Genomic DNA, 21,976 nt, shown 5'->3' on the forward strand with positions numbered 1-21,976 from the left:
AGCCAAGCGCCTGCACGACGCTTGGCGAAGGCTCAGAAGAAAGTCCCGATCACCAGTTGCAGGTAGGTCCCGGTATCCCGGCTACCCAGCTGCATGCCGCCACTGTCGGCACTGCGCTCGGGTTTGTAGAAGCCCAGCACCGGGCTGATCAGCAGGTGATCGTTGACCATCCACTCCACATACAGGTCCAGCTCTCGTCCGCCGACATTTCCCTGGTCGGTGTCCAGCGTGTCGAAGTCGAAGTACAGCGCGCCAAGGGTCAGGTTGTCGCGAGGCTTGGCCTTCAAGCCCACATGGTGGACCTGGGTGTTGGTGTTGAAGGGGCCGGCATAATTGGCGGCGACCTCACCCTGGAACCAGGTGCCGTAACCCCGGCTGAGCCCGTAGAACAAGGGGTCGAAATCCTTGGAGAAGCGGCTGTAGCGGTAGGTGGCGGTGGGTGTCCATGGCAGTTGCGAAAAGGTCCAGCTGCCTTCCAGATACCAGGCGTTCTCACGTGTGCCTCGTTGGTCCTGGGTGACGTACTCGCCGGCCACCTCCAGGTCCTGGACACCGAGGTTGCCGCGTCCGCGCAGACTGACGGTGTCCATGCCATCGCGGTGTTCCAGGCCCATGATCTGGGCATAGCGACGGTCCACATCCAGGCCATGAATCCAGCTCAGGCCAAGGGTGCCTGCGTCGCCGACGTGCTCCAGATTGGCGACAGCCATGGCGCTGTCGGCCTGGTAGTGGTTGTCGGACTTGAGCCACATCAGGTCGCCACGCCAACCCTGGCTGCCGCCCAGGCGCAGCACGGCGGTGCGGTCGAAGGCCTTGCGCGCCGCCAGGTAGTAGGCGCCGCCGCGGTTGAAATTGGCACCCAGGTCGACCTTGCCGAGGTTGACGGGGTCGCCCTGGATCAGGAAGCCATCCCCCAAGGTGACCACCTGGCGGCCGCCGGAAATATCGATGCCGTCTTCACCCAGCAGCGGGAACAGCGTCCCCGAGCGCCAGCCAAGATAAGCATCCTCAGTGGCCGTGCGGCGTTCGTCCCCCAGGGTCAGGCCCGCGGCATCGCCGTCACCCCAGGTGGCGGAGCTGAGCAGGCTGAAGGCGCCGTACAGTGAGCCGCTGTCGGCCAACGTCTGGCTCGCGCTCAGGCCATATTTGACGTAGCCCTCGCGCCAGTTGCTGCTGCCAGGCTTGCGGTTGCCGGCCTGGTTGAAGCTTTCGTCACTGTGAAAGATGCCGAACAAGGCCTCGAGGTTGGCGTTGAGGACAGTGCCATCCTGGTTGTAGAGCTCGTGGGCCTGGGTAAGGGGGGCGGCCAGCAGAAGGGCCAGCGTGCAGACGAGCGGATGCCTCATGGTGTGCTCCATGTTTTCTTGTTATTTTCAGGAAGTCGGCCTCTTTGCCGGCAACGCTGCGAAGAGGCCGGCGCAGCTCAGGTTCAGAGCTTGATCAGTACCGACTTGAGCTCGGTGTAATAGTCGATCGCCGCAGCGCCCATCTCCCGGCCGACGCCCGATTGCTTGTAGCCACCGAAAGGCAGCGCAGGATCCAGCGCACTGTGGCAGTTGACCCAGACCGAACCGGACTTGATGCGCGGAATCATTCGATGCACGGCGCTCAGGTCGTTCGACCAGATGCTCGCGCCCAGCCCGTAAGGGTTGTCATTGGCCATGCGCACGACCTCGTCGATATCGTCGAAGGGCATCGCCACCAACACCGGGCCGAAGATCTCTTCCTGGACCAGGCGATGGCGCTGGTCGACATCGACGAGCACCGTCGGTTTGACGAAGTAGCCCGGCCCGTAGCTCTCACCGCCGCAGGCGATGGTCGCGCCGAGCTCGCGGCCCAAGGCGATGTAGCTGCTGACCCGGTCCTGCTGCTTGGCGGAGATCAGCGGCCCCATCTGCACCGCCGGGTCCAGGCCGCTGCCGAGTTTCATGCCGTTGGCGATGCCGGCGATGTCGGCCACCACATTGTCGAAATGCTTGCGGTGCACATACAAGCGCGATCCTGCACAGCACACCTGGCCCTGGTTGAAGAAGATCGCCGTGGCCGCACCGGCGGCGGCTTCCTGCAGGTTGGCGTCGGGCATGACGATGGTCGGCGACTTGCCGCCCAGCTCGAGGGTGACGCGGGTCATGTTGTCCATCGCGGCCTTGCCGATCAGCTTGCCGACTTCGGTCGAGCCGGTGAAGGTGAGCTTGTCCACGCCCGGATGGCGGCTGAGGGCGGCGCCAGCGTTGAGCCCGGTGCCTGTGACCACATTGAACACGCCAGCCGGGTAACCGGCTTCATCGACCAGCTCGGCGAGCTTGAGCGCCGTCAGTGGGGTTTCGTCGGCAGGCTTGAGCACCATGGTGCAGCCGGTGGCCAGCGCCGGGCCGAGTTTCCAGCAGGCCAGCAGCAGGGGGAAGTTCCAGGCGACGATGGCTCCGACCACGCCGACCGCTTCGCGGCGAATGAAACCGTGGAACTGTTCGTCGGGCATCAGCGGCATCGAAGCCTCGACGGTGCTGCCCTCGATCTTGGTGGCCCAGCCGGCCATGTAGCGCAGGAAGTCGATGGCCAGTTGCACGTCCATGACCTGGGCGACGTTGGCGCTCTTGCCATTGTTCAGGCATTCGAGCTCGGCCAGTTCGCGGGCATCGCGCGCCATCAGGTCGGCCAGGCGCCACAGCAGGTTCTGCCGCTCGCGTGGGCGCATCCGGCTCCAGGGTGAGTCGTCGAAGGCCTGGCGGGCTGCGCGCACGGCACGGTCGACGTCCTCGGTGTCGGCCGAAGGGACCTCGCCGAGAATCTCGCCGGTGGCCGGATTGCGGAAACTCAAGGTGCGGCCACTGGCGGCGTCCTGCCAGTCGGCGCCGATGCGCATCTTCAGCTTGCGCGCGAGGAACGCCTGGGTGGCGGGCAGGATGGGCAGGTCGGAAAGCATGGGGCGGTGCCTCTTGTCATTGGAGTGTGGCAAGGGCGGCGCAATGGCCGTGCCAAGGTGGCCTGGCGGATTTAAGTCATTGATCAGTTTGATTTTTGTGTTGGTGTACAGGGTGGATTGCGGGGCTGTGCTGTTGCACATTGAGACGGTGTGAGACGGTGGTGAAACAGGTAGACCGCGCTGGCCTTTTCGCGGGCAAGCCCGCTCCCACAGATATTGAATCCTGCACCAACCCGTAGGAGCGGGCTTGCCCGCGAAAAGGTCACCACCGATACCGCTGTCTCAACCTGAAACAACCTGTCGCGAATTGGGACGTTCCGACCCGCCGCAACTCACTGGGATAAAGCGCTCAAAGCAGCTCAAGTCACTGAAAAATCGCCACTTTCAAACACCTGGCACACTTCCTGTATTGCCACTGTCACATGCACCGGCGGTATCCAAGCGTGCGATAACGATAAGAACAACACCGTGGAGGTCTGATCTTGAAGACGACTCGACTCCGGCAGCAGGCGGGCACATTGGCGCTGGTCGCCGCCGCCCTGCTGAGCGCCCAGGCCATGGCGGCCGAACCGGGCCCGGCGATTTTGCAGAACAAGTGCATGGGGTGCCACATCCCAGAGGGCAACGATGCCTACAGCCGCATCAGCCACCAGCGTAAGACCCCTGAAGGCTGGCTGATGAGCATCGCCCGCATGCAGGTGATGCATGGCCTGCAGATCAGCGACGACGAGCGCCGCACCCTGGTCAAGTACCTGGCCGACAAGCAGGGCCTGGCGCCGAGCGAGACTGATGGCGTGCGCTACGCCATGGAACGCCGGCTCAATACCGTCGAACACTTCGATACGCAATTGGCCGAAACCTGCGGCCGCTGCCACTCCGGTGCTCGCGTCGCATTGCAGCGGCGCCCAGCGCAGGAATGGGAACACCTGGTCAACTTCCACCTCGGCCAGTGGCCGTCTCTCGAATACCAGGCCCAGGCACGCGACCGCGACTGGCTGGAAATCGCCCTCAAGCAAGTGGTGCCGGACCTGGCCAAGCGCTTCCCGCTGGAAAGCCCCGCCTGGAGCGCGTGGCAAAAGGCCAAGCCCAAGGCCGACGCATTGCCGGGGCAGTGGGCGTTCAGTGGTCATATGCTCGCCAAAGGCGATGTCCGGGGCGTGATGACGGTCAGTGCCGACCAGGGCGACAGCTTCAAGGTCGAGGTCAAGGGGCAGTACGCTGACGGCACGCCGTTCAACGGCAGCGGCTCGGCGATCCTCTACAACGGCTATGAGTGGCGCGGTAACGTGAAGGTCGGCGACAGCACGATGCGCCAGGTCTTCTCGGCCCTCGATGGCGAGATGAAAGGGCGCATGTTCGAAGCCGAGCACGACGAGCGCGGCCTCGATTTCACCGCAGCGAAGGAGGGCAAGGCGCGCCTGCTGGCGGTGCAACCGGCCTTCATCAAGGCCGGGGACGAGCGCGAGATCACCTTGGTGGGCAGCGGCCTGTCCGGCAAGCCTGAGCTGGGTGCCGGTGTGCAGGTGACCGAGATTCTGGAGCAGACCCCCACCCTGGTTCGGGTCAAGGCCCACGCCGCAGCCGATGCAGCACCTGGCGAGCGCCAGGTGACGGTGGGCACGCTCAAGGGCTTGAGTCTTGCGGTCTACGACAAGGTCGATGAGGTCAAGGTGGTGCCGGCGTTCTCCATTGCCCGTATCGGCGAGAACGGCGCTTCGGTACCCAAGGTCCAGGGGCGCTTCGAGGCCGAGGCCTGGGGCAAGGACGCCAATGGCCAACCGTTGCGCATCGGTTATCTGCCGGCCACCTGGAAGGTCGAGCCGTTCAACGAACGTGCCGTCGAGGACGAAGACGTCAAGTTCGCCGGGCAGATGCAGGCCGATGGCATATTCGTCCCCGGCGGTGCCGGCCCGAACCCGGCGCGCAAGATGATGACCAACAACGCCGGCAACCTGAAAGTCATTGCCACGCTGGCTGACGGCGGGCAGACGGGTGAAGGCCACATGATCGTCACCGTCCAGCGCTGGAACAACCCGCCGCTGCCATAAGGGCAGCAGGCACGGTTTTTCCAACGGATCGATTATCGGGAGATCACCATGGGCGCACTACTGAATCTGGTCGAACGCAACCTGCATGAAGTGCAGGTCGATGCCGACCGCATGCTGTTCCATATCCCCAGCAGTTCGCTGTTCACCGCTGACGCGGTGACCGGCGGCATCATCGACACCCTGCGCCAGCAAGGCTGCTCGGCCGAAGAGCTGATGCAGCGCCTTGGCCAGCAGTTTGCGGGCGACGATATCCAGGACACCCTGCGCGAGTTGATCGCACTGGAGCTGGTCAGCGACGGTTCGCCGCTGACCCCTGAAATCGCCCTCAAGCAGGTCGAGCGCACCGCGCTCAATACGGTGGTGCTCAACGTCAATACCGGCTGCAACCTGAGTTGCACCTATTGCTACAAGGAAGACCTCGACAAGCCTTCGGCAGGGCGCAAGATGAGCGCCGCCACCGCTGAGGCTTCGGTGGAGATGCTGCTCAAGGAGTCCCCCGACGAAACTCGCTACAGCGTGGTGTTCTTCGGCGGCGAGCCGCTGTCCAACCGGCCCTTGATCGAGCACATGGTCGCCTACTGCGAGCGGCGTTTCGCCGAAGCCGGCAAGCAGGTGGAGTTCATCATGACCACCAATGCCACGCTGCTCACCGAAGAGATCGTCGACTGGCTCAATGCCCATCGCTTCGGGCTGTCGGTGAGCATCGACGGGCCCAAGACCGTGCACGACCGCAACCGCATCACCGTGGGCGGGCAGGGCACCTACGATGTGGTGCGGCGCAAGGCCGACATGCTGCTGTCGCGCTATGACAGCCGCCCGGTCGGCGCCAGGGTGACCCTTACCCGCGGCATCACCGATGTCCAGACCATCTGGAACCACTTGTTCAACGAGCTGGGCTTTGCCGAAGTGGGCTTCGCCCCGGTGACATCGGGCGACATGGCCGACTTCAACCTGACCGGCGAAGAACTGGTGCAGGTGTTCGCCAACATGAAGGCGCTGGGTCGCCAGTACCTGGAGGCGGCGTTGCAGCACCGCAACATCGGTTTCTCCAACCTGCACCAACTGATCACCGACATCCACGAGGGGCACAAGAAGGCGCTGCCATGCGGTGCGGGCCTGAAGATGCTGGCGGTCGATCACGAGGGCGAGCTGAACCTGTGCCACCGTTTCACCGGCTCCAGCCTGCCGACCTTCGGCAACGTGCACACGGCGGTCAAGCAGGTCGAACTCAACGATTTCCTGTCCCAGCGCCTGGACCGCAGCGGCACCGGTTGCGACAGTTGTCGCATCCGCAACCTGTGCTCCGGTGGCTGCTATCACGAGAGCTACGCGCGCTACGGCGACCCGCAGCACCCGACCTACCACTACTGCGAACTGATGCGCGACTGGGTTGACTTCGGCATCGAGGTCTACAGCCGCATCATGGCCGCCAACCCGGCCTTCATCGATCGCTACATCACTCCTCGCAAGGCGCACTGACATGAAGCACTTGAAGCCCCTGAACAACAAGGCGCGCATTCTTGAACAGGCTGCCGCCGAAGACCGCGTCGAAGAAGTCATGGCCATGAGCGCGGTGGCCGGTTGTACCGCCACCACCGACCCAGGCTGGGAAGTGGACGCCTTTGGTGGCGTCAGCTCGCTGTGCCAGCCCATGGAGGCTGACCTGTACGGCTGCTCCGACCCTTGCTGGTGGCCGGCCCAAGTCCCCGACATGATGAGCACCTACCAGGACTGGAACGCCCAGGCGAGCAACTCGCAGGACGATTGGCGCAACCTCGGCACCGTATTCCCGAAAGACAAGTGACCGGCCCGACAAGAACGACAAGGGGAAACCGCATGAAACCTGGATTCTGCGCGCAACTGGCGCTGAGCGTCGCCACCTGCGCCGCGACACTGGCCGTGCACGCCACCGACGGCGCCGCCGGGCCGGCACTCAAGCCTGGCCATGAGTACCTGATCGCCACCAACTACCCGAACAACCTGCACGTGGTGGATGTGGCCAGCGACACGTTGTTCAAGAGCTGTCGCCTGCCGGACGCCTTCGGCCCGGGCACGGCGATGATGGCGCCGGACAACCGCACGGCCTACATCCTCAACAATCACTATGCCGATATCTATGGCATCGATCTGGACACCTGCACGACCACCTTCCACGCCAACCTGTCGAGCGTGCCGGGCGAGGTGGGCAAGTCGATGTATTCCTTCGCTATCAGCCCCGACGGCAAGGAGGTCTATGCCACGGTCAATCCAACCCAGCGATTGAACGACCACTACGTGGTCAAAACACCACGCCTTGAGGTGTTCAGCACGGCTGACGGGGTAGGGGCCAAGCCGGTGCGCACCTTCCCCATGCCGCGCCAGGTCTACCTGATGCGTGCCGCCGACGATGGCAGCCTGTTCGTCGCCGGGCCGGATATCTACAAGATGGACGTCAAGACCGGCAAGTACGAAGTGGCGCTGCCCCTGCGCAACTGGAATCGCAAGGGCTACAGCGCGCCGGACGTGCTGTACTTCTGGCCGCACCAGAGCCCGCGCCACGAGTTCTCGATGCTGTACACCATCGCCAAGTTCAAGGATGAGAAACAGGACCCGGCAACCGCCGAGCTGCTGTACGGCTACCTGAGCGTGGACCTCAAGACCGGCAAGACCCACACCCAGGAGTTTGCCGACCTGACCGAGCTGTACTTCACCGGGCTGCGCTCGCCCAAGGATCCGAACCAGATCTACGGTGTGCTCAACCGCCTGGCCCGCTACGACATCAAGCAGCGCAAGCTGGTCAAGGCGGCGAACCTGGACCATACCTACTACTGCGTGACCTTCGACAAGGCTGGCGACAAGCTCTACCTGGGCGGGACCTTCAACGACCTGGCGGTGTTCGATCCGAATACGCTGGAGAAGGTGAAGAACATCAAGCTGCCAGGGGGTGACATGTCCACCACCACGCCGCAGGTGTTTGTCCGATAGTTCGGTGGTGGCTTTTTCGCGGGCAGGCCCGCTCCCACAAGGCCCCATGCGACCTCAGTAGGAGCGGGCTTGCCCGCGAAGAGGCCAGTCCAGACAACACAAGAACAACAAGAGAACGCCATGCCCCAGCCAAGCTACTCCCAGGGCGACTGCAGCAAGCCCTTGCTCGACCACTGCATCGGCGACGCCTTCGATGCCACCGTCGCCCGCTTCCCCGACCGCGAGGCTCTTGTGGTGCGTCACCAGCAACGGCGCTACACCTGGCGCCAGTTGGCCGATGCCGTCGACCAGCACGCCCGCGCGCTGATGGCGCTCGGCGTGCAAGCGGGCGATCGCCTGGGCATCTGGGCCCCCAACTGCGCCGAGTGGTGCATCACCCAGTTCGCCAGTGCCAAGATCGGTGCGATCCTGGTCAATATCAACCCGGCCTATCGCAGCAGTGAGCTCGACTATGCCCTGAGCCAGTCCGGCTGCCGCTGGGTGATCTGCGCCGATGCGTTCAAGACCAGCGACTATCACGCCATGCTCCGTGACCTGGTGCCCGGCTTGCCTGCCAGCAAGCCCGGGGCAGTGCACTGCGAGCGCCTGCCTGAGCTGCGCGGGGTGATCAGCCTGGCGGTGAAGCCTCCGCCAGGCTTTCTTGCCTGGTGTGACCTGCAGGCTTGCGCCGCTGAAGTCAGTGCCGAGGCCCTTGGCCGCCGCCAGGCGAGCCTGCGCCCGAGCGAGGCGATCAATATCCAGTACACCTCCGGCACCACCGGCTTCCCCAAGGGCGCGACGCTCAGCCACCACAATATCCTCAACAACGGTTACATGGTCGGCGAGAGCCTGCGCCTGACCGAGCATGACCGCCTGGTGGTGCCGGTGCCGCTCTACCATTGCTTCGGCATGGTCATGGCCAACCTCGGCTGCATGACCCACGGCAGCACGCTGATCTACCCCAACGATGCCTTCGATCCCTTGCTCACCCTGCAAGCCGTGGCCGAGGAGCGCGCCACCGCGCTGTATGGCGTGCCGACCATGTTCATTGCCGAGCTGGACCACCCGCGCCGCAACGAATTCGACCTTTCCAGCCTGCGCACCGGGATCATGGCCGGTGCCACCTGCCCGATCGAGGTGATGCGAAGGGTGATCGACGAAATGCACATGGCCGAGATACAGATCGCCTATGGCATGACCGAGACCAGCCCGGTGTCGTTGCAGACCGGCCCGCAGGACGACCTTGAGGTCCGTGTGACCAGCGTGGGCCGCACCCAACCCCGCCTGGAGAGCAAGGTCATCGACGCCGATGGCAATACCCTGCCGCGCGGCGAGATCGGTGAGCTGTGCACCCGGGGCTACAGCGTCATGCTCGGCTACTGGAACAACCCGACGGCCACGGCCGAGAGCATCGACGCCGAAGGCTGGATGCATACCGGCGACCTGGCGGTCATGGATGAGCAGGGTTACGTGCGTATCGTCGGGCGCAGCAAGGACATGATCATTCGCGGTGGCGAGAACATCTATCCGCGTGAGCTGGAGGAGTTCTTCTTCACCCACCCGGCGGTGGCCGATGTGCAGGTGATCGGCATTCCGTGCAGCAAGTACGGCGAGGAGCTCGTCGCCTGGGTGCGACTGCATCCAGGGCACAGCGCCAGTGCCGAGGAGTTGCGCGAATGGGCGAAGTCGCGCATCGCGCACTTCAAGGTGCCTCGGCATTTTCGCTTCGTCGATGAGTTTCCGATGACGGTGACGGGCAAGGTGCAGAAGTTTCGGATGCGCGAGATCAGTGTCGAGGAACTGGGTGGGGTATCAGCCGGTTGACTGGGGGCGGCCGATGGTCCTATCGCGGGACAAGTGCTCACGCTGTGCCTGTGGCAGCGGGCTTGCCCCGCGATGTGGCCTGTGCCGTCACTGCAACCATTCCGGGCTGTTGAAATTGCTCAATCGCCCATCGTCGATGGCACACTCCAACCCCTGAATCGGCTTCAGCAACAGCGCTTTCTGCAAACTCCGCTCACCTTGCTGCCACGCCCACTCCAGCACGGGCAACACTTGCCGGGGCAGTACACAGAACATCGGTTGCCAATACCCCCCCTGGCGCACCATTGCAGCGCTGTCATGGCGGGCAGCCAACCCGCGCAATGCATCGATCAAGGCCCGGTCGATCAACGGTGCGTCGCAGGCCAACACCACCACCCACTCATGGCTGGCCACCTTCAGCCCGGCAATGACGCCGGCCAGTGGCCCGGGATAATCCACCTCGGCATCGCCCACACACTGGTCGGCGTATGCCGCATACGCCGCTTGATTGCGGTTGCAGGAAATCACCAGGTCGTCGCTCAGCCCCCGCACCACCCGATGGATGTGCGCGATCAGCGGTTCGCCGCGCCATGGCACCAGGCCCTTGTCGCGACCGCCCATGCGCTGGCCACGGCCACCGGCGAGGATGAGGATTGAGCAGGGGGGCAGGGCGGCAGGCATGAAAAAGGGTCCCGGGCAGTCGATGCCCGGAACCCTCTCATTCAACGCCTGGCTTGTCCAGTCAGGTGTCGTGGGTTGCGGCAAGGTCGGTTTCGGCGCGGCGCTTGCCGGCCAACCGCATCACCACCACGAAGAACACCGGTACGAACACCACCGCCAGCGTCGCGCTGAGCATCCCGCCGATCACCCCGGTGCCGATGGCCTGCTGGCTGGCTGAGCTTGCGCCGCGGGCAATGGCCAGCGGCACGACGCCGAGGATGAACGCCAACGATGTCATGACGATCGGGCGCAGGCGCAGGCGTGCGGCCTGCATCGCCGCATCCGCCGCATCGACGCCCTGATCCACCAGGCTCTTGGCGAATTCGATGATCAGGATCGCGTTCTTTGCCGACAAGCCAATCAAGGTGATCAGGCCGACCTTGAAGAACACGTCGTTGGGCATGCCGCGCAGGGTTACCGCGAACACGGCACCAAGCACACCCAGCGGCACCACCAGCAACACCGCAGTAGGGATCGACCAACTCTCGTAGAGCGCTGCCAGGCACAGGAACACCACCAGCAGCGACAGGGCCAGCAGCAAGGGCGCCTGGCTACCCGAGAGACGTTCCTGCAACGACAGGCCGGTCCACTCCAGTGCGCTGCCGGCTGGCAGTCGGTCGACCAGGCGCTGGATTTCCGCCATCGCCTCGCCGGAGCTGTAGCCGCTTGCCGGTTCCCCGGAAATCGACACTGCCGGGTAACCGTTGTAGCGGGTCAGTTGCACCGGGCCGCTGAGCCAGCGGGCCTGGACGAACGCCCCCAGTGGCACCATCTTGCCGCTGCTGTTGCGCACGTGGATCTTCAACAGGTCCTCGACCTGGCTGCGCTGGTCGCCCTCGGCCTGCACCACGACGCGCTGCATGCGGCCCAGGTTGGGGAAGTCGTTGACGTAGTTCGAGCCTACCGCGGTGTTGAGCACGGCGCCGATGTCGGCAAAGGAGACCCCCAGGGCGTTGGCCTGGCGTCGGTCGATTTCCAGTTGTACCTGCGGGCTTTCGGCCAACGATGCCTCGCGCACGTTGGCCAGCACCTTGCTCGTGCGTGCGTTGGCCAGCAGTTCGTCACGGGCTGCCATCAATCCGGCATGACCCAGGCCGCCGCGATCCTGCAGACGGAACTCGAAACCTGTGGACTCGCCCAATCCGTCGACTGGTGGCGGCAGCACGGCATAGGCCACGGCATCCTTGAGCTCGGAGAAGGCCATCGTGGCGCGGTCGGCGATCGATTGCGCACTGTCGTCGGCGCCGCGCTCGGACCAGTCCTTCAGCGTGGTGAACGCCAGCGCGGCGTTCTGCCCACTGCCTGAGAAGCTGAAGCCGAGAATCAGCGTGGTGTTGCCCACGCCGGGCTCTGCGGCGTTGTGCGCCTCGATCTGCGCCGCCACCTGCTCGGTGCGCATGCGGCTGGCGCCCGGCGGGAGCTGGATGTCGGTGATGGTGTAGCCCTGGTCCTCGGTTGGCAGGAAGGCACTCGGCAACTGGCTGAAGCCATAGGCCAGCACCGCCACCAGCAGCCCGTAGAGCACCAGGTAGCGCCCACTGCGTGCCAGGGCGTGGGCGACCCAGCGCTGGTAGCCATTGCTCATGCCCTCGAAGCGGCGGTTGAACCAGCCGAAGAAGCCCTTGCGTGCGTGATGCTCGCCCTTGGCCACTGGCTTGAGCAGGGTGGCGCACAGTGCCGGGGTGAGGCTCAGGGCGAGGAACGCCGAGAACAGGATCGACACTGCCATCGACAAGGAGAACTGCTGATAGATCACGCCCACCGAGCCTTTCATGAAGGCCATTGGCAGGAATACCGCCACCAGCACCAGCGTGATGCCGACAATCGCACCGCTGATCTGGCCCATGGCCTTGCGCGTAGCCGCCTTCGGCGAGAGGCCTTCCTCGGCCATGATCCGCTCGACGTTCTCCACCACCACGATGGCGTCGTCCACCAGGATGCCGATGGCCAGCACCATACCGAACAGGGTCAGCACGTTGACCGAGAAACCCAACGCCAGCATCACCGCGAAGGTGCCCATCAGCGCCACCGGAACCACCAGCGTGGGGATCAGTGTGTAGCGGATGTTCTGCAGGAACACGAACATCACTGCAAACACCAGCAGCATGGCTTCGAACAGCGTGCTGATGACCTGTTGGATCGAGACCTTGACGAATGGCGAGGTGTCGTAGGGGATGTCGTACTTCACCCCGGCCGGGAAGTAGCGCGCCAGCTCATCCATCTTCTGGCGAACCAGGGTCGCGGTCTCCATGGCGTTGGCCCCCGGCGACAGCTTGACGCTGAAGGCACTGGTGGGCTTGCCGTTCAGGCGCGTGCCGTACTGGTATTCCTGGGCACCGATCTCGACCCGCGCCACATCGCCCACGGTGACCACCGAGCCATCCGGGTTGGCCCGCAGCACGATGGCCGCGAACTCCTCTGGGGTGCTCAGTTGGCCCTTGACCACCACGTTGGCGGTGATTTCCTGCGTCGCACGGGCGGGCAGGTCACCGATGCTGCCTGGCGCAACCTGGGCGTTCTGCGCGGCGATGGCGTCGGCGACGTCCTGGGGCGTGAGCTTGAAGCCGACCAGCTTCGCCGGGTCGATCCAGATGCGCATGGCCCGCTCCGAACCATACAGCTGTGCCTTGCCGACGCCTTTGAGGCGACGGATCTCGTTCATCACGTTGCGCGCCAGCAGGTCGCTCAGGGCGATCTCGTCATAGCTGCCGTCCTCGGAGGTGAGGGTGCCCAGCAGCAGGAAGCCGGTGGAGACCTTCTCCACCTGCAGGCCCTGCTGGGTGACGGGCCGCGGCAGGCGCGACTCGACTACCTTGAGGCGGTTCTGCACATCGACCTGGGCCAGGTCAGGGACGGTGCCCGGCTCGAAGGTGGCGGTGATGGTCGCGCTGCCCAGACTGCTCTGGGATTCGAAGTACAGCAGGTTGTCTGCACCATTGAGCTCCTGCTCGATCACGCTGACCACGCTTTCGTCCATGGTCTGCGCCGAGGCACCTGGGTAGACGGCGTACACCTCGACCTGCGGTGGCGCGACATTGGGGTACTGGGCCACGGGCAATTGCGGGATGGCCAGGGCGCCGGCGAGCAGGATGAACAACGCGACCACCCAGGCGAAGATCGGGCGATCGATGAAGAATTGCGGCATGGATCAGGCCCTCACTGGCCGTTGCGCTGGACGATGGGGTTGGCAGCCTTGCCGGTATTGACCCGGACCTGGTCGCCGGCCTTGACGTGCTGAAGCCCTTCGACCACCACCTGTTCCCCAGGGGCCAGGCCTTCGCTGACGATCCAGCGGTCGCCCTGGGCATTGCCCAGCACCACCTGGCGTTCTTCGATGCGCTGTTGGGCATCGACCACCAGCACCTTGGGCACGCCGGCGCTGTCACGCAGGATCGCCCGCTGCGGCACGCTGATGCCCTTGGGCTGCAGGGCCTGCTCGAGGCGCACACGCACGTAGCTGCCGGGCAACAGATCGAGATCGGGGTTGGGGAATTCGCTGCGCAGGGTGATCTGGTTGGTGCTTGGATCGACGCTGATATCGGAGAACAGCAACTTGCCCGGCAGCGGATAGGCACTGCCGTCGTCCTGGATCAGGGTGGCGCGGGCCTGGTCCCGGCCGACCTGCTGCAGCTCGCCTGCGCGCATGGCGCGGCGCAGGGCGTTGAGGTCGCGGGTCGACTGGGTAACGTCGGCGTGGATCGGGTCCAGTTGCTGGATGACGGCCAACGCGGTGGTTTCGTTCTGTCCGACCAGCGCCCCTTCGGTGACCAGCGCACGGCCAATCCGTCCGGAGATCGGTGCAGTGACCGTGGCATAGCCCAGGTTGAGCCGCGCGCGTTCGAGCGCGGCCCTGGCCTCGGCCACCTGAGCGTCCGCCTGGAGGAAGGCGGCGCGGGCATTGTCATATTCCTGACGGCTCACGGCCTTGTCGTCGACCAGTTCGCGATAGCGCTGCTCCTGCAGGCGCGCCTGGTACAAGGTAGCTTCGGCCTTGGCCAGCGCGGCGCGGGCGCTGTCATGGTCGGCCTTGAACGGCGCCGGGTCGATGAGAAACAGCACATCGCCCTGTTTGACGTCGCTGCCTTCGCGGTACACCCGCTTGAGCACCACGCCGGCAACCCGGGCGCGGACTTCGGCGGTGCGTGGCGCGAGAATACGCCCGCTGAGTTCGGTACTGATGGCCAGGGCCTGCAACTGCACGGTTTCGACCCGCACCTGGGGGGAGGGTGCTTGCGCGTCCTGTTCGGGGGCGTCGTTGCAGCCGGTCAGGGCCAGTGTGAGCAAGGCGAGAATCGCCCAAGGGCACTTGGAGAAGGGAATGGACATACGGATCTTCCGGATAGGATCGCCGCTATGCTAAGGCAGGCGCTCGCGCATGGGCTGTTAAGCTGTGTACGCCGTGTGTGAAAAAGTGTAAGGCTCGTGCCGTGTGGAGCGTAGGATTCTATATCCTGCGAGCAACTGACTGCACTGGCCCCATCGCCGGACAAGCCCGCTTCCACAGGTAGTCGCAGCCTCTGTAGGCGCGGGCTTGTCCGGCAATGACGGCGGTAAGGTCTCAAGCCTATCTGTTCATGACGACCCACATGCCAAACATCCTTCTGGTCGAAGACGACAGCGCGCTGTCCGAACTGATTGCCAGCTACCTGCAACGCAACGATTTCCATGTCCGGGTCATCGCCCGTGGCGATCATGTGCTCGACGAGTTTCGTCGCCAGCGCCCCGACCTGGTGGTGCTCGACCTGATGCTGCCCGGCCTGGATGGCCTGCAGGTGTGTCGCTTGCTGCGCCAGGAGTCGCAAAGCCTGCCGATCCTGATGCTGACGGCCCGTGACGACAGTCACGATCAAGTGTTGGGCCTGGAAATGGGGGCCGATGACTACGTGACCAAGCCCTGCGAGCCCCGCGTACTGCTGGCCCGGGTACGCACCTTGCTGCGCCGCAGCAGTGTCAATGAACCGCGCCTGGACAGCGAGCTGATCCAGGTCGGCGGCCTGTGCATCAACCTGGCCGAACGCAGCGTGAATTGGCGCGGCAGCGAGGTCGAGCTGTCCAGTGGCGAATACAACCTGCTGGTCGTGCTGGCCCGCAATGCCGGCGAGGTGCTCAGCCGCGACCGCATCCTCCAGCAATTGCGCGGCATCGAGTTCAACGGTACCGACCGTTCAGTGGACGTAGCCATCTCCAAGCTGCGGCGCAAGTTTGACGACAACGCCGGCGAAGCCCGCAAGATCAAGACCGTGTGGGGCAAGGGGTATCTGTTCAGCCGGGTCGAGTGGGAGTACTGACGCGCCATGCTCAAGATCCTGGTGCGCCTGTACCTGGTGATCATCGTCGCCTATGCCGGAGCCTTGCTGCTGATTCCCGACGCTATCGTCGGTGCGTTTCACGAACGCTTCATGGCCTACAACCTTGATCAGGCCAAGGGCGTGCAATCTTTGATCGTCCGTCAGTTCCACCAGGCGCCGCGTGAGCAATGGCCATCGGTGGAGCAGGACCTGGCCGCGGCCTTCGCGCCCTTGCAGGTGCAACTGCTGCGCATGGACGCCGCCGACCTTGCGCCGCAGGAGCGTGCGCGGCTGGAGCACGGGCTGTATGCGGTGCGCATCGCCGACTGGGGTTATTACGAAACCGTGCTGGCGCCGCTGGACAAGGACTGGCTGGTGCGCCTGCACTCGCCGCCGGATCCGCTGGACATCAATGTGTTGTCGTGGGGCGTGACCGTGCTGATCGGCGCTGCCATGCTGGGTTGCTTGCTGCTGTGGGTCTGGCCGCACTGGCGCGACCTGGAACGGCTCAAGGAAACCGCGCGGCGCCTGGGACGCGGGGAGATGGCGGAGCGTACGCAGATCTCGCCGCGCTCGAACATCGGCGAGCTGGCCGGGGTGTTCGACACCATGGCCGGAGACCTGGAGCGCCAGGTCAACCAGCAGCGCGAGCTGCTCAACGCGGTCTCGCATGAGCTGCGCACACCGTTGACCCGCCTGGATTTCGGCCTGGTGCTGCTGTTCGACGAAGTGCCGCCGGCCAGCCGCAAGCGTTTGTTGGAACTGGTGGGGCATGTGCGGGAGCTGGACGAGCTGGTGCTTGAGCTGCTGTCGTACAGCCGTCTGGAGAACGCCGACCAGGTGCGCGAGCGCGTCGAGGTGTCGTTGCTGGAACTGGTCGACAGTGTACTGGGCAGCTTTGCCGAAGAACTCGATGGTCGCGGGATCAGATGGGAGGTGCGTGCCGACGACAAGCTGCCACGTTTCGTGCTCGATCCTCGACTGACCGCGCGAGCGGTACAGAACCTGGTGCGCAATGCCATGCGCTACTGCGACGAGAGCTTGCTGCTGCGATTGAAGCTGGAAGCGGACGGGGCTTGCCTGCTGACGGTCGAGGATGACGGGATTGGCATACCGCCTGAGGAGCGTGAGCGAATCTTCCAGCCATTCTATCGCCTGGATCGCAGTCGGGACCGCAGCACCGGGGGCTTTGGGCTGGGGTTGGCGATCAGCCGCAGGGCCATCGAGGGGCAGGGTGGAACCTTGACGGTTGCGCAGTCTTCGCTGGGGGGCGCGCAGTTCAGGATCCGCCTGCCGGCAGGCTAGGATACGTTCGGTCTGGGTGCCGACCAGCTTGACCGTACCGCCTTCGAGCACCGACGGTCGCGCGGTCACCTTGCGCAGTACCAGCACGGGCTTGCCGAGCGCCGGGGCTTCTTCCTGCCCCCCTCCTGAGTCGGTGAGGATCAGGTGTGCGCGGGCCATCAATCAGACGAAGTGCTGGTAGTCCTGCGGTGCGACCAGGTGAATGTTGTCCCGCCCGGACAACACGCCGTATACCGATTTCTGCACCTGCGGGTTGAGGTGTACCGGGTAGACGAACTGTACGTCCGGATAGCGCAGGGCCAGTTCGGCGAGTGCCAGGCAGATACGCTCGAAGCCGGCGCCGAAGTTTTCCCGGCGATGGCCGGTGATGAGGATCATGCGCTATGCAGGTCGGCGCGCACGCCGGTCAGGCGCCGGTTGGCTTCTTCTGGCCAGGGTTGCTGAAGGTTGCCGGTGCGCAGGCCGGCTTCGACATGACCGATGGGGATATGGCGATGGAACGCGGCCAGGCCGGCGATGAAACTGGTGGTGGTATCGCCATGCACCAGCACGATCTCAGGCTGGACCTGTTCGTAGGCGTTGTCGAGGCTGCCCAGCAGGTCACGTGACAGACCATTGAGGGTCTGGTTCTGGGGCATTACCTTCAGGTCCTGATCGACCGACAGACCGAAGGCGGTCAGCACTTGCTCGAGCATTTCCCGATGTTGACCGGTGGAGCAGATGTGCAGGTCGATCTCCGGCCATTCGCGCAGCACCCGTGCCAGGGGTGCCATCTTGATTGCTTCGGGGCGGGTGCCGAATACCATCATGACGGTGTGAGCCATCGTCGCGTCCTCGTCCTATTCCCTGTACGAAGTTGTGCGATTCACGTCTGCGTGTAGAACGTAGAGGGTAGATACAAGCAGGGGATGGCGAGGTTGTCCAATTCGCCGGGTAGTGGCCGGTGGCTATCGCGAAGGCCATGTATTGCGGGGGTTCAAGCGCTTTGCGGCACGCCCAACGCATTCGCGGGCAAGCCCGCTACCACCGGGGTGATAGCAGGCTTGCCCGCGAAAAAGGCGGCGCAGTGTCGATGAAGTCGGTCTGGCTTAGACCACGACACCCTGGCTACGCAGGTAGTCGTCATAGGTGCCGCTGAAGTCGACCACGCCATCGGCCGACAGCTCGATGATCCGCGTGGCCAGCGACGAGACGAACTCACGGTCGTGGCTGACGAACAGCAGCGTGCCCGGGTAATTCTCCAGCGCCAGGTTCAGTGCTTCGATCGACTCCATGTCCAGGTGGTTGGTCGGTTCGTCCATCACCAGCACGTTGGGCTTTTGCAGGGTCAGCTTGCCGAACAGCATGCGGCCCTGTTCACCGCCGGAGATGACCTTCACCGACTTGAGGATCTCGTCGTTGGAGAACAGCATGCGCCCCAGGGTGCCACGAATCACCTGTTCGCCGCTGGTCCACTGGCCCATCCAGTCGAACAGCGTGACATCGTCTTCGAAATCATGGGCGTGGTCCTGGGCGTAGTAGCCCACCTCGGCGCTGTCGGTCCACTTGACCGAGCCAGCATCGGGCTGCATTTCGCCTACCAGCGTGCGCAGCAAGGTGGTCTTGCCGATGCCGTTGGGGCCGATGATCGCTACGCGCTCGCCAGCTTCGATGGTGATGTCGAAGTTCTTGAACAGCACCTTGTCGTCGAAGGCCTTGGCCATCTTTTCCACGACCACGGCCTGGCGGTGCAGCTTCTTGGTCTGTTCGAAGCGGATGAACGGGCTGACCCGGCTCGAGGGCTTGACCTCGGCCAGCTGGATCTTGTCGATCTGCTTGGCACGCGAGGTGGCTTGCTTGGCCTTGGAGGCGTTGGCCGAGAAGCGGCTGACGAAGGTCTGCAGTTCGGCGATCTGGGCTTTCTTCTTGGCGTTGTCCGACAGCAGCTGCTCGCGCGCCTGGGTGGCGGCGGTCATGTACTCGTCATAGTTGCCCGGGAACAGGCGCAGCTCACCATAGTCCAGGTCGGCCATGTGGGTGCAGACGCTGTTGAGGAAGTGACGGTCGTGGGAAATGATCACCATGGTGCTGTTACGCGCCGTGAGAATGTTCTCCAGCCAGCGAATGGTGTTGATGTCCAGGTGGTTGGTTGGTTCGTCCAGCAGCAGCACGTCCGGATCGGAGAACAGTGCCTGCGCCAGCAGCACACGCAGCTTCCAACCCGGCGCTACTTCGCTCATCGGCCCGAAGTGCTGCTCCAGCGGAATGCCCAGGCCCAGCAGCAGCTCGCCGGCGCGCGATTCGGCGGTGTAGCCGTCCATCTCGGCGAATTCGGTTTCAAGCTCGGCGACGGCCATGCCGTCTTCCTCGGTCATTTCCGGCAGCGAGTAGATGCGGTCGCGCTCGGCCTTGACCTTCCACAGTTGGCCGTGGCCCATGATCACCGTGTCGATGACGCTGAACTGCTCGTAGGCGAACTGGTCCTGACGCAGCTTGCCCAGGCGGGTGTTGGGCTCGAGCATCACCTGGCCGGCGGACGGCTCCAGGTCGCCGCCGAGGATTTTCATGAAGGTCGACTTGCCGCAGCCGTTGGCCCCGATCAGGCCATAGCGGTTGCCGTTGTTGAATTTGACCGAGACGTTCTCGAAGAGCGGCTTGGAGCCGAACTGCATCGTGATATTGGCTGTAGAAATCAAGTACTTGTCCTGCGGGAGTTCCAGAGGTGTATGAATGGCCTTTCGTCACGCCTGAACCCTTGCGGAGTGGCTTGACGCGAGGCGGCAGCTTTTCCCGCTCACCCAAGGCCAAGGAGGAGCGGCAGTCCATTCGCGTGGTGTAGCGGGCGACATCCAGGTGCCGGGGCCAGTGGGAGCGATCCCGGTATCAGGCTTGCGCGGGGCGTACTGCGACGTTCACGGAGGCTCAGCGCTTCATGCGCTGATTCGAGGGCGCGGATTGTATCACCTGGTTGATTGATCCACAGCCACTTTGCGGCACGCCGGACAAATAGCCTGCCCGTGCGAGGAGGGCGGGGCGCCATCCCGGAACCTGCGAGAGGGCGCCTGCAGTGACGATCACTCCATCCAGGGCGCCTTGCCGCAGTCCGACTCCCATTCGGCGATCTGGTCATGCCGGATCAATGCTTCCTCGCCGTTTTCAGCACGAAACGCTTCGACCAGTCCGGCAACGCATTTGTCGACGTCGGTATCGGCGATTGCGTCCTGGGCGGGCGCCAGCTTGTCTTCCATCATCACGTTGCGGGCGTAGACCCGATGGGCAGTCAGCGATCCGTCCGCCGCCCACTCCTGGTATTCACCGGTCCAGACCCCGTGATCGAAGGTGATCAGCTTGGTCATGTTGCCAGTGTTGGCGTCCCATTCATGGGCAACGCCATGGGGTGTGCCGTTGTCGTAGGGAACCTCTGAAACGCGCTTGCCCTGCGCGGAAAATCGCTCGACAGTCCCGATCAGCTGGCCGTTGCTGGCCTTGGCCTTGTAGGTCGTCTGGCCGCTGTTCTCATCGTAGTTCTCCTGCACCCCGTCGGATTTGCCGTTGCGGGCCGTGCGCAGGTAGACCAGCTTGCCGGTATTCGGGCTCCAGAACTCGACCTTGCCATCGATCAGGTCCTGGCTGAACGCCGCCTTCGCCAGGCGGGTCTGGCCATCGATGGCGTAGATCTGCAGGGCGCCGTCCATGTTGCCGTCCTTGTACTGCGCGGTGTAGCGCAGTGTCCGCGACTTGGCCTGGTAGCAGGAGACATCACCGGAGATGAAGCCTTTTTCGACCTGGGCGTCGCACACGAAGTTACGGCCCATGTACATGTTGCGGTCGGACCTCAGGCTCTTGAGGGTCTGGTTGAGGTTGAACAGCGTGTCCATGTAGCCATTGTTGGCCCGCATGAAGTTTTCCGGAACGTTGGTGACCAGCCCGGTGAAGGGCTTGTTTTCCGAGCCTGCGTAGATCAGGCCGTTGTTGACCTCGGCGTTTCGGTAGTCGAGCTGGCTTTCCGAGCATCCGGCCAGCGCCAGTAGAGCGCATGCTCCGGCAGCGGCGTTGCGAACCTTCACGGCATCATCCTTTATGGTGGTACATCGCCAGCTATATCGCCGCCTGGTAAGAAATCTTTAGCCTCCAATGACCTGCGATTGCCCTCAAAGCTGCAACCGTCGCATCGTTACCCTGGGATTGGCTGATCATCATCGCCGTATTGCCCCTGACGTCCCTGTGCAGCGGGTCGGCGCCGCGTTGTACCCGTTCGGCCTGGATGTCGAGGCGGCCGAACAGGGCTGCGAACGGAAGTGCGGTCTGGCCATCATTATTGGTTGCATCGATGGGGCACAGGCCCATCAAGCGTCATCCAGTGAGTCGAACGCGAACTGACCAAGCTGCGAAGGCTTGAGCAGCGTTAATGGCGCTACATCATGAGTTTGTTATTTGGAATTGGCGCAGCTTAATGTCGCGGAACTATCGGTTTTACTATTGTGAAGTGCGTCGCATTATTGGAGGTGCGTTGTTTCATGTGTAGTTGATTGACAACGGTCGGCAGGCCTCCCGATCAGAAGAGGCAAGAGGCCGTCCAGACCTCAGCGCGCCTGGGTGAACGCCAGGAAGTAGCCATTGCAGTCACGCACGCCGAACTCTCGCGAGCCGTAGGGCATGTTCTGAAGTGGCCATGCGATCTCGGCTTTATCGCGCACGCGTTCGAAATACCCATCGACATCGGCGATCACGAAATAGAACGTGCCCGTGCATTGCGGTGAATGGCCCCACAGGTCTTGCTCGGTGAACACGATCCGGTTGTCGTCGAGGTGCACGGTCAGCGTCGTTTGCTGCGAATCAGCAACTTCGAAACCCAAGGTATCGCGGTAATGCTCCCGCGTTTTCTGCAGGTCATGGCAACGCAACAGGGGGCTCAGCGGCATGGTGTTCTCCGAATGGCGCGGCAGGGATTGGCCGATGATAGCGCC

The 21,976-nt window shown here is 63.8% G+C and carries 16 protein-coding genes and 1 pseudogene; 7 read left to right on the top strand and 10 right to left on the bottom strand.

Features of this window, described 5'->3' with window-relative positions:
- Positions 1-32: 32 nt before the first annotated feature.
- Positions 33-1,346, bottom strand: a complete 1,314-nt coding sequence (locus AC2CGW_RS07680; RefSeq protein WP_484573799.1) for an alginate export family protein — start codon at positions 1,344-1,346, stop codon at positions 33-35.
- An 83-nt stretch (positions 1,347-1,429) separates the two neighbouring features.
- A complete protein-coding gene (locus tag AC2CGW_RS07685) occupies positions 1,430-2,923 on the bottom strand; it encodes an aldehyde dehydrogenase family protein (RefSeq protein ID WP_426353040.1) in 1,494 nt (497 codons plus the stop codon).
- Positions 2,924-3,405: 482 nt separating this feature from the next.
- Here AC2CGW_RS07685 and peaA point away from each other — a divergent pair, with 482 nt between their 5' ends.
- The 5 genes from peaA to AC2CGW_RS07710 all read left to right on the top strand — a co-directional run bounded on the left by peaA (position 3,406) and on the right by AC2CGW_RS07710 (position 9,738).
- Entirely contained in the window at positions 3,406-4,971 is a 1,566-nt protein-coding gene (gene peaA, locus AC2CGW_RS07690; protein WP_484573800.1) for a quinohemoprotein amine dehydrogenase subunit alpha, read from the top strand.
- A gap of 48 nt (positions 4,972-5,019) precedes the next feature.
- The gene (peaB, locus tag AC2CGW_RS07695; protein ID WP_186664554.1) at positions 5,020-6,450 is read left to right on the top strand and encodes a quinohemoprotein amine dehydrogenase maturation protein; all 1,431 of its coding nucleotides are present in this window, start codon (positions 5,020-5,022) and stop codon (positions 6,448-6,450) included.
- A gap of 1 nt (position 6,451) precedes the next feature.
- Positions 6,452-6,775 (top strand): quinohemoprotein amine dehydrogenase subunit gamma, encoded by a 324-nt coding sequence (qhpC, locus tag AC2CGW_RS07700; RefSeq protein WP_054891339.1) that lies wholly within the window; start codon positions 6,452-6,454, stop codon positions 6,773-6,775.
- Positions 6,776-6,807: 32 nt separating this feature from the next.
- On the top strand, positions 6,808-7,935 hold the full coding sequence (gene peaD, locus AC2CGW_RS07705) for a quinohemoprotein amine dehydrogenase subunit beta (RefSeq protein WP_186664556.1): 1,128 nt from the start codon (positions 6,808-6,810) through the stop codon (positions 7,933-7,935).
- 120 nt (positions 7,936-8,055) lie between these two features.
- Positions 8,056-9,738, top strand: a complete 1,683-nt coding sequence (locus tag AC2CGW_RS07710) for an AMP-binding protein (RefSeq protein WP_484573801.1) — start codon at positions 8,056-8,058, stop codon at positions 9,736-9,738.
- Between the two features lie 87 nt (positions 9,739-9,825).
- On the opposite strand, the gene mobA is transcribed toward AC2CGW_RS07710, so the two are convergent.
- The 3 genes from mobA to AC2CGW_RS07725 form a co-directional block, all read right to left on the bottom strand.
- Complete coding sequence (gene mobA, locus AC2CGW_RS07715) at positions 9,826-10,398, bottom strand: molybdenum cofactor guanylyltransferase MobA (RefSeq protein ID WP_484573802.1); 573 nt, start codon at positions 10,396-10,398, stop codon at positions 9,826-9,828.
- A 61-nt stretch (positions 10,399-10,459) separates the two neighbouring features.
- Positions 10,460-13,582, bottom strand: coding sequence for a multidrug efflux RND transporter permease subunit (locus AC2CGW_RS07720; RefSeq protein ID WP_484573803.1), 3,123 nt, complete (start codon positions 13,580-13,582; stop codon positions 10,460-10,462).
- Between the two features lie 11 nt (positions 13,583-13,593).
- A complete protein-coding gene (locus AC2CGW_RS07725; RefSeq protein ID WP_484573804.1) occupies positions 13,594-14,763 on the bottom strand; it encodes an efflux RND transporter periplasmic adaptor subunit in 1,170 nt (389 codons plus the stop codon).
- Between the two features lie 260 nt (positions 14,764-15,023).
- On the opposite strand from AC2CGW_RS07725, the gene AC2CGW_RS07730 reads away from it, so the two are divergent.
- Positions 15,024-15,725: a response regulator gene (locus tag AC2CGW_RS07730; RefSeq protein ID WP_186664565.1), complete on the top strand. Its 702-nt coding sequence runs from the start codon at positions 15,024-15,026 to the stop codon at positions 15,723-15,725.
- Between the two features lie 6 nt (positions 15,726-15,731).
- Positions 15,732-17,030, top strand: coding sequence for an ATP-binding protein (locus tag AC2CGW_RS07735; RefSeq protein WP_186664567.1), 1,299 nt, complete (start codon positions 15,732-15,734; stop codon positions 17,028-17,030).
- Here AC2CGW_RS07735 and AC2CGW_RS07740 read toward each other — a convergent pair.
- From AC2CGW_RS07740 to AC2CGW_RS07760, 5 genes and pseudogenes are all read right to left on the bottom strand, one after another.
- Positions 17,028-17,854, bottom strand: a pseudogene (locus AC2CGW_RS07740) (UDP-N-acetyl glucosamine 2-epimerase); the annotation flags it as partial. The gene AC2CGW_RS07735 and the pseudogene AC2CGW_RS07740 sit on opposite strands and share 3 nt — an antisense overlap.
- Positions 17,855-18,118: 264 nt before the next feature.
- Positions 18,119-19,705, bottom strand: coding sequence for an ABC-F family ATPase (locus AC2CGW_RS07745; protein WP_186664569.1), 1,587 nt, complete (start codon positions 19,703-19,705; stop codon positions 18,119-18,121).
- Positions 19,706-20,083: 378 nt separating this feature from the next.
- Positions 20,084-21,076 (bottom strand): toxin-antitoxin system YwqK family antitoxin, encoded by a 993-nt coding sequence (locus tag AC2CGW_RS07750; RefSeq protein ID WP_186711333.1) that lies wholly within the window; start codon positions 21,074-21,076, stop codon positions 20,084-20,086.
- Positions 21,077-21,107: 31 nt separating this feature from the next.
- Entirely contained in the window at positions 21,108-21,356 is a 249-nt protein-coding gene (locus AC2CGW_RS07755) for an ankyrin repeat domain-containing protein (protein ID WP_186719428.1), read from the bottom strand.
- Between the two features lie 236 nt (positions 21,357-21,592).
- Positions 21,593-21,931: a VOC family protein gene (locus AC2CGW_RS07760; protein ID WP_186664576.1), complete on the bottom strand. Its 339-nt coding sequence runs from the start codon at positions 21,929-21,931 to the stop codon at positions 21,593-21,595.
- Positions 21,932-21,976: the final 45 nt, after the last annotated feature.

This window comes from Pseudomonas sp. SYWMCR5, from assembly GCF_057197165.1.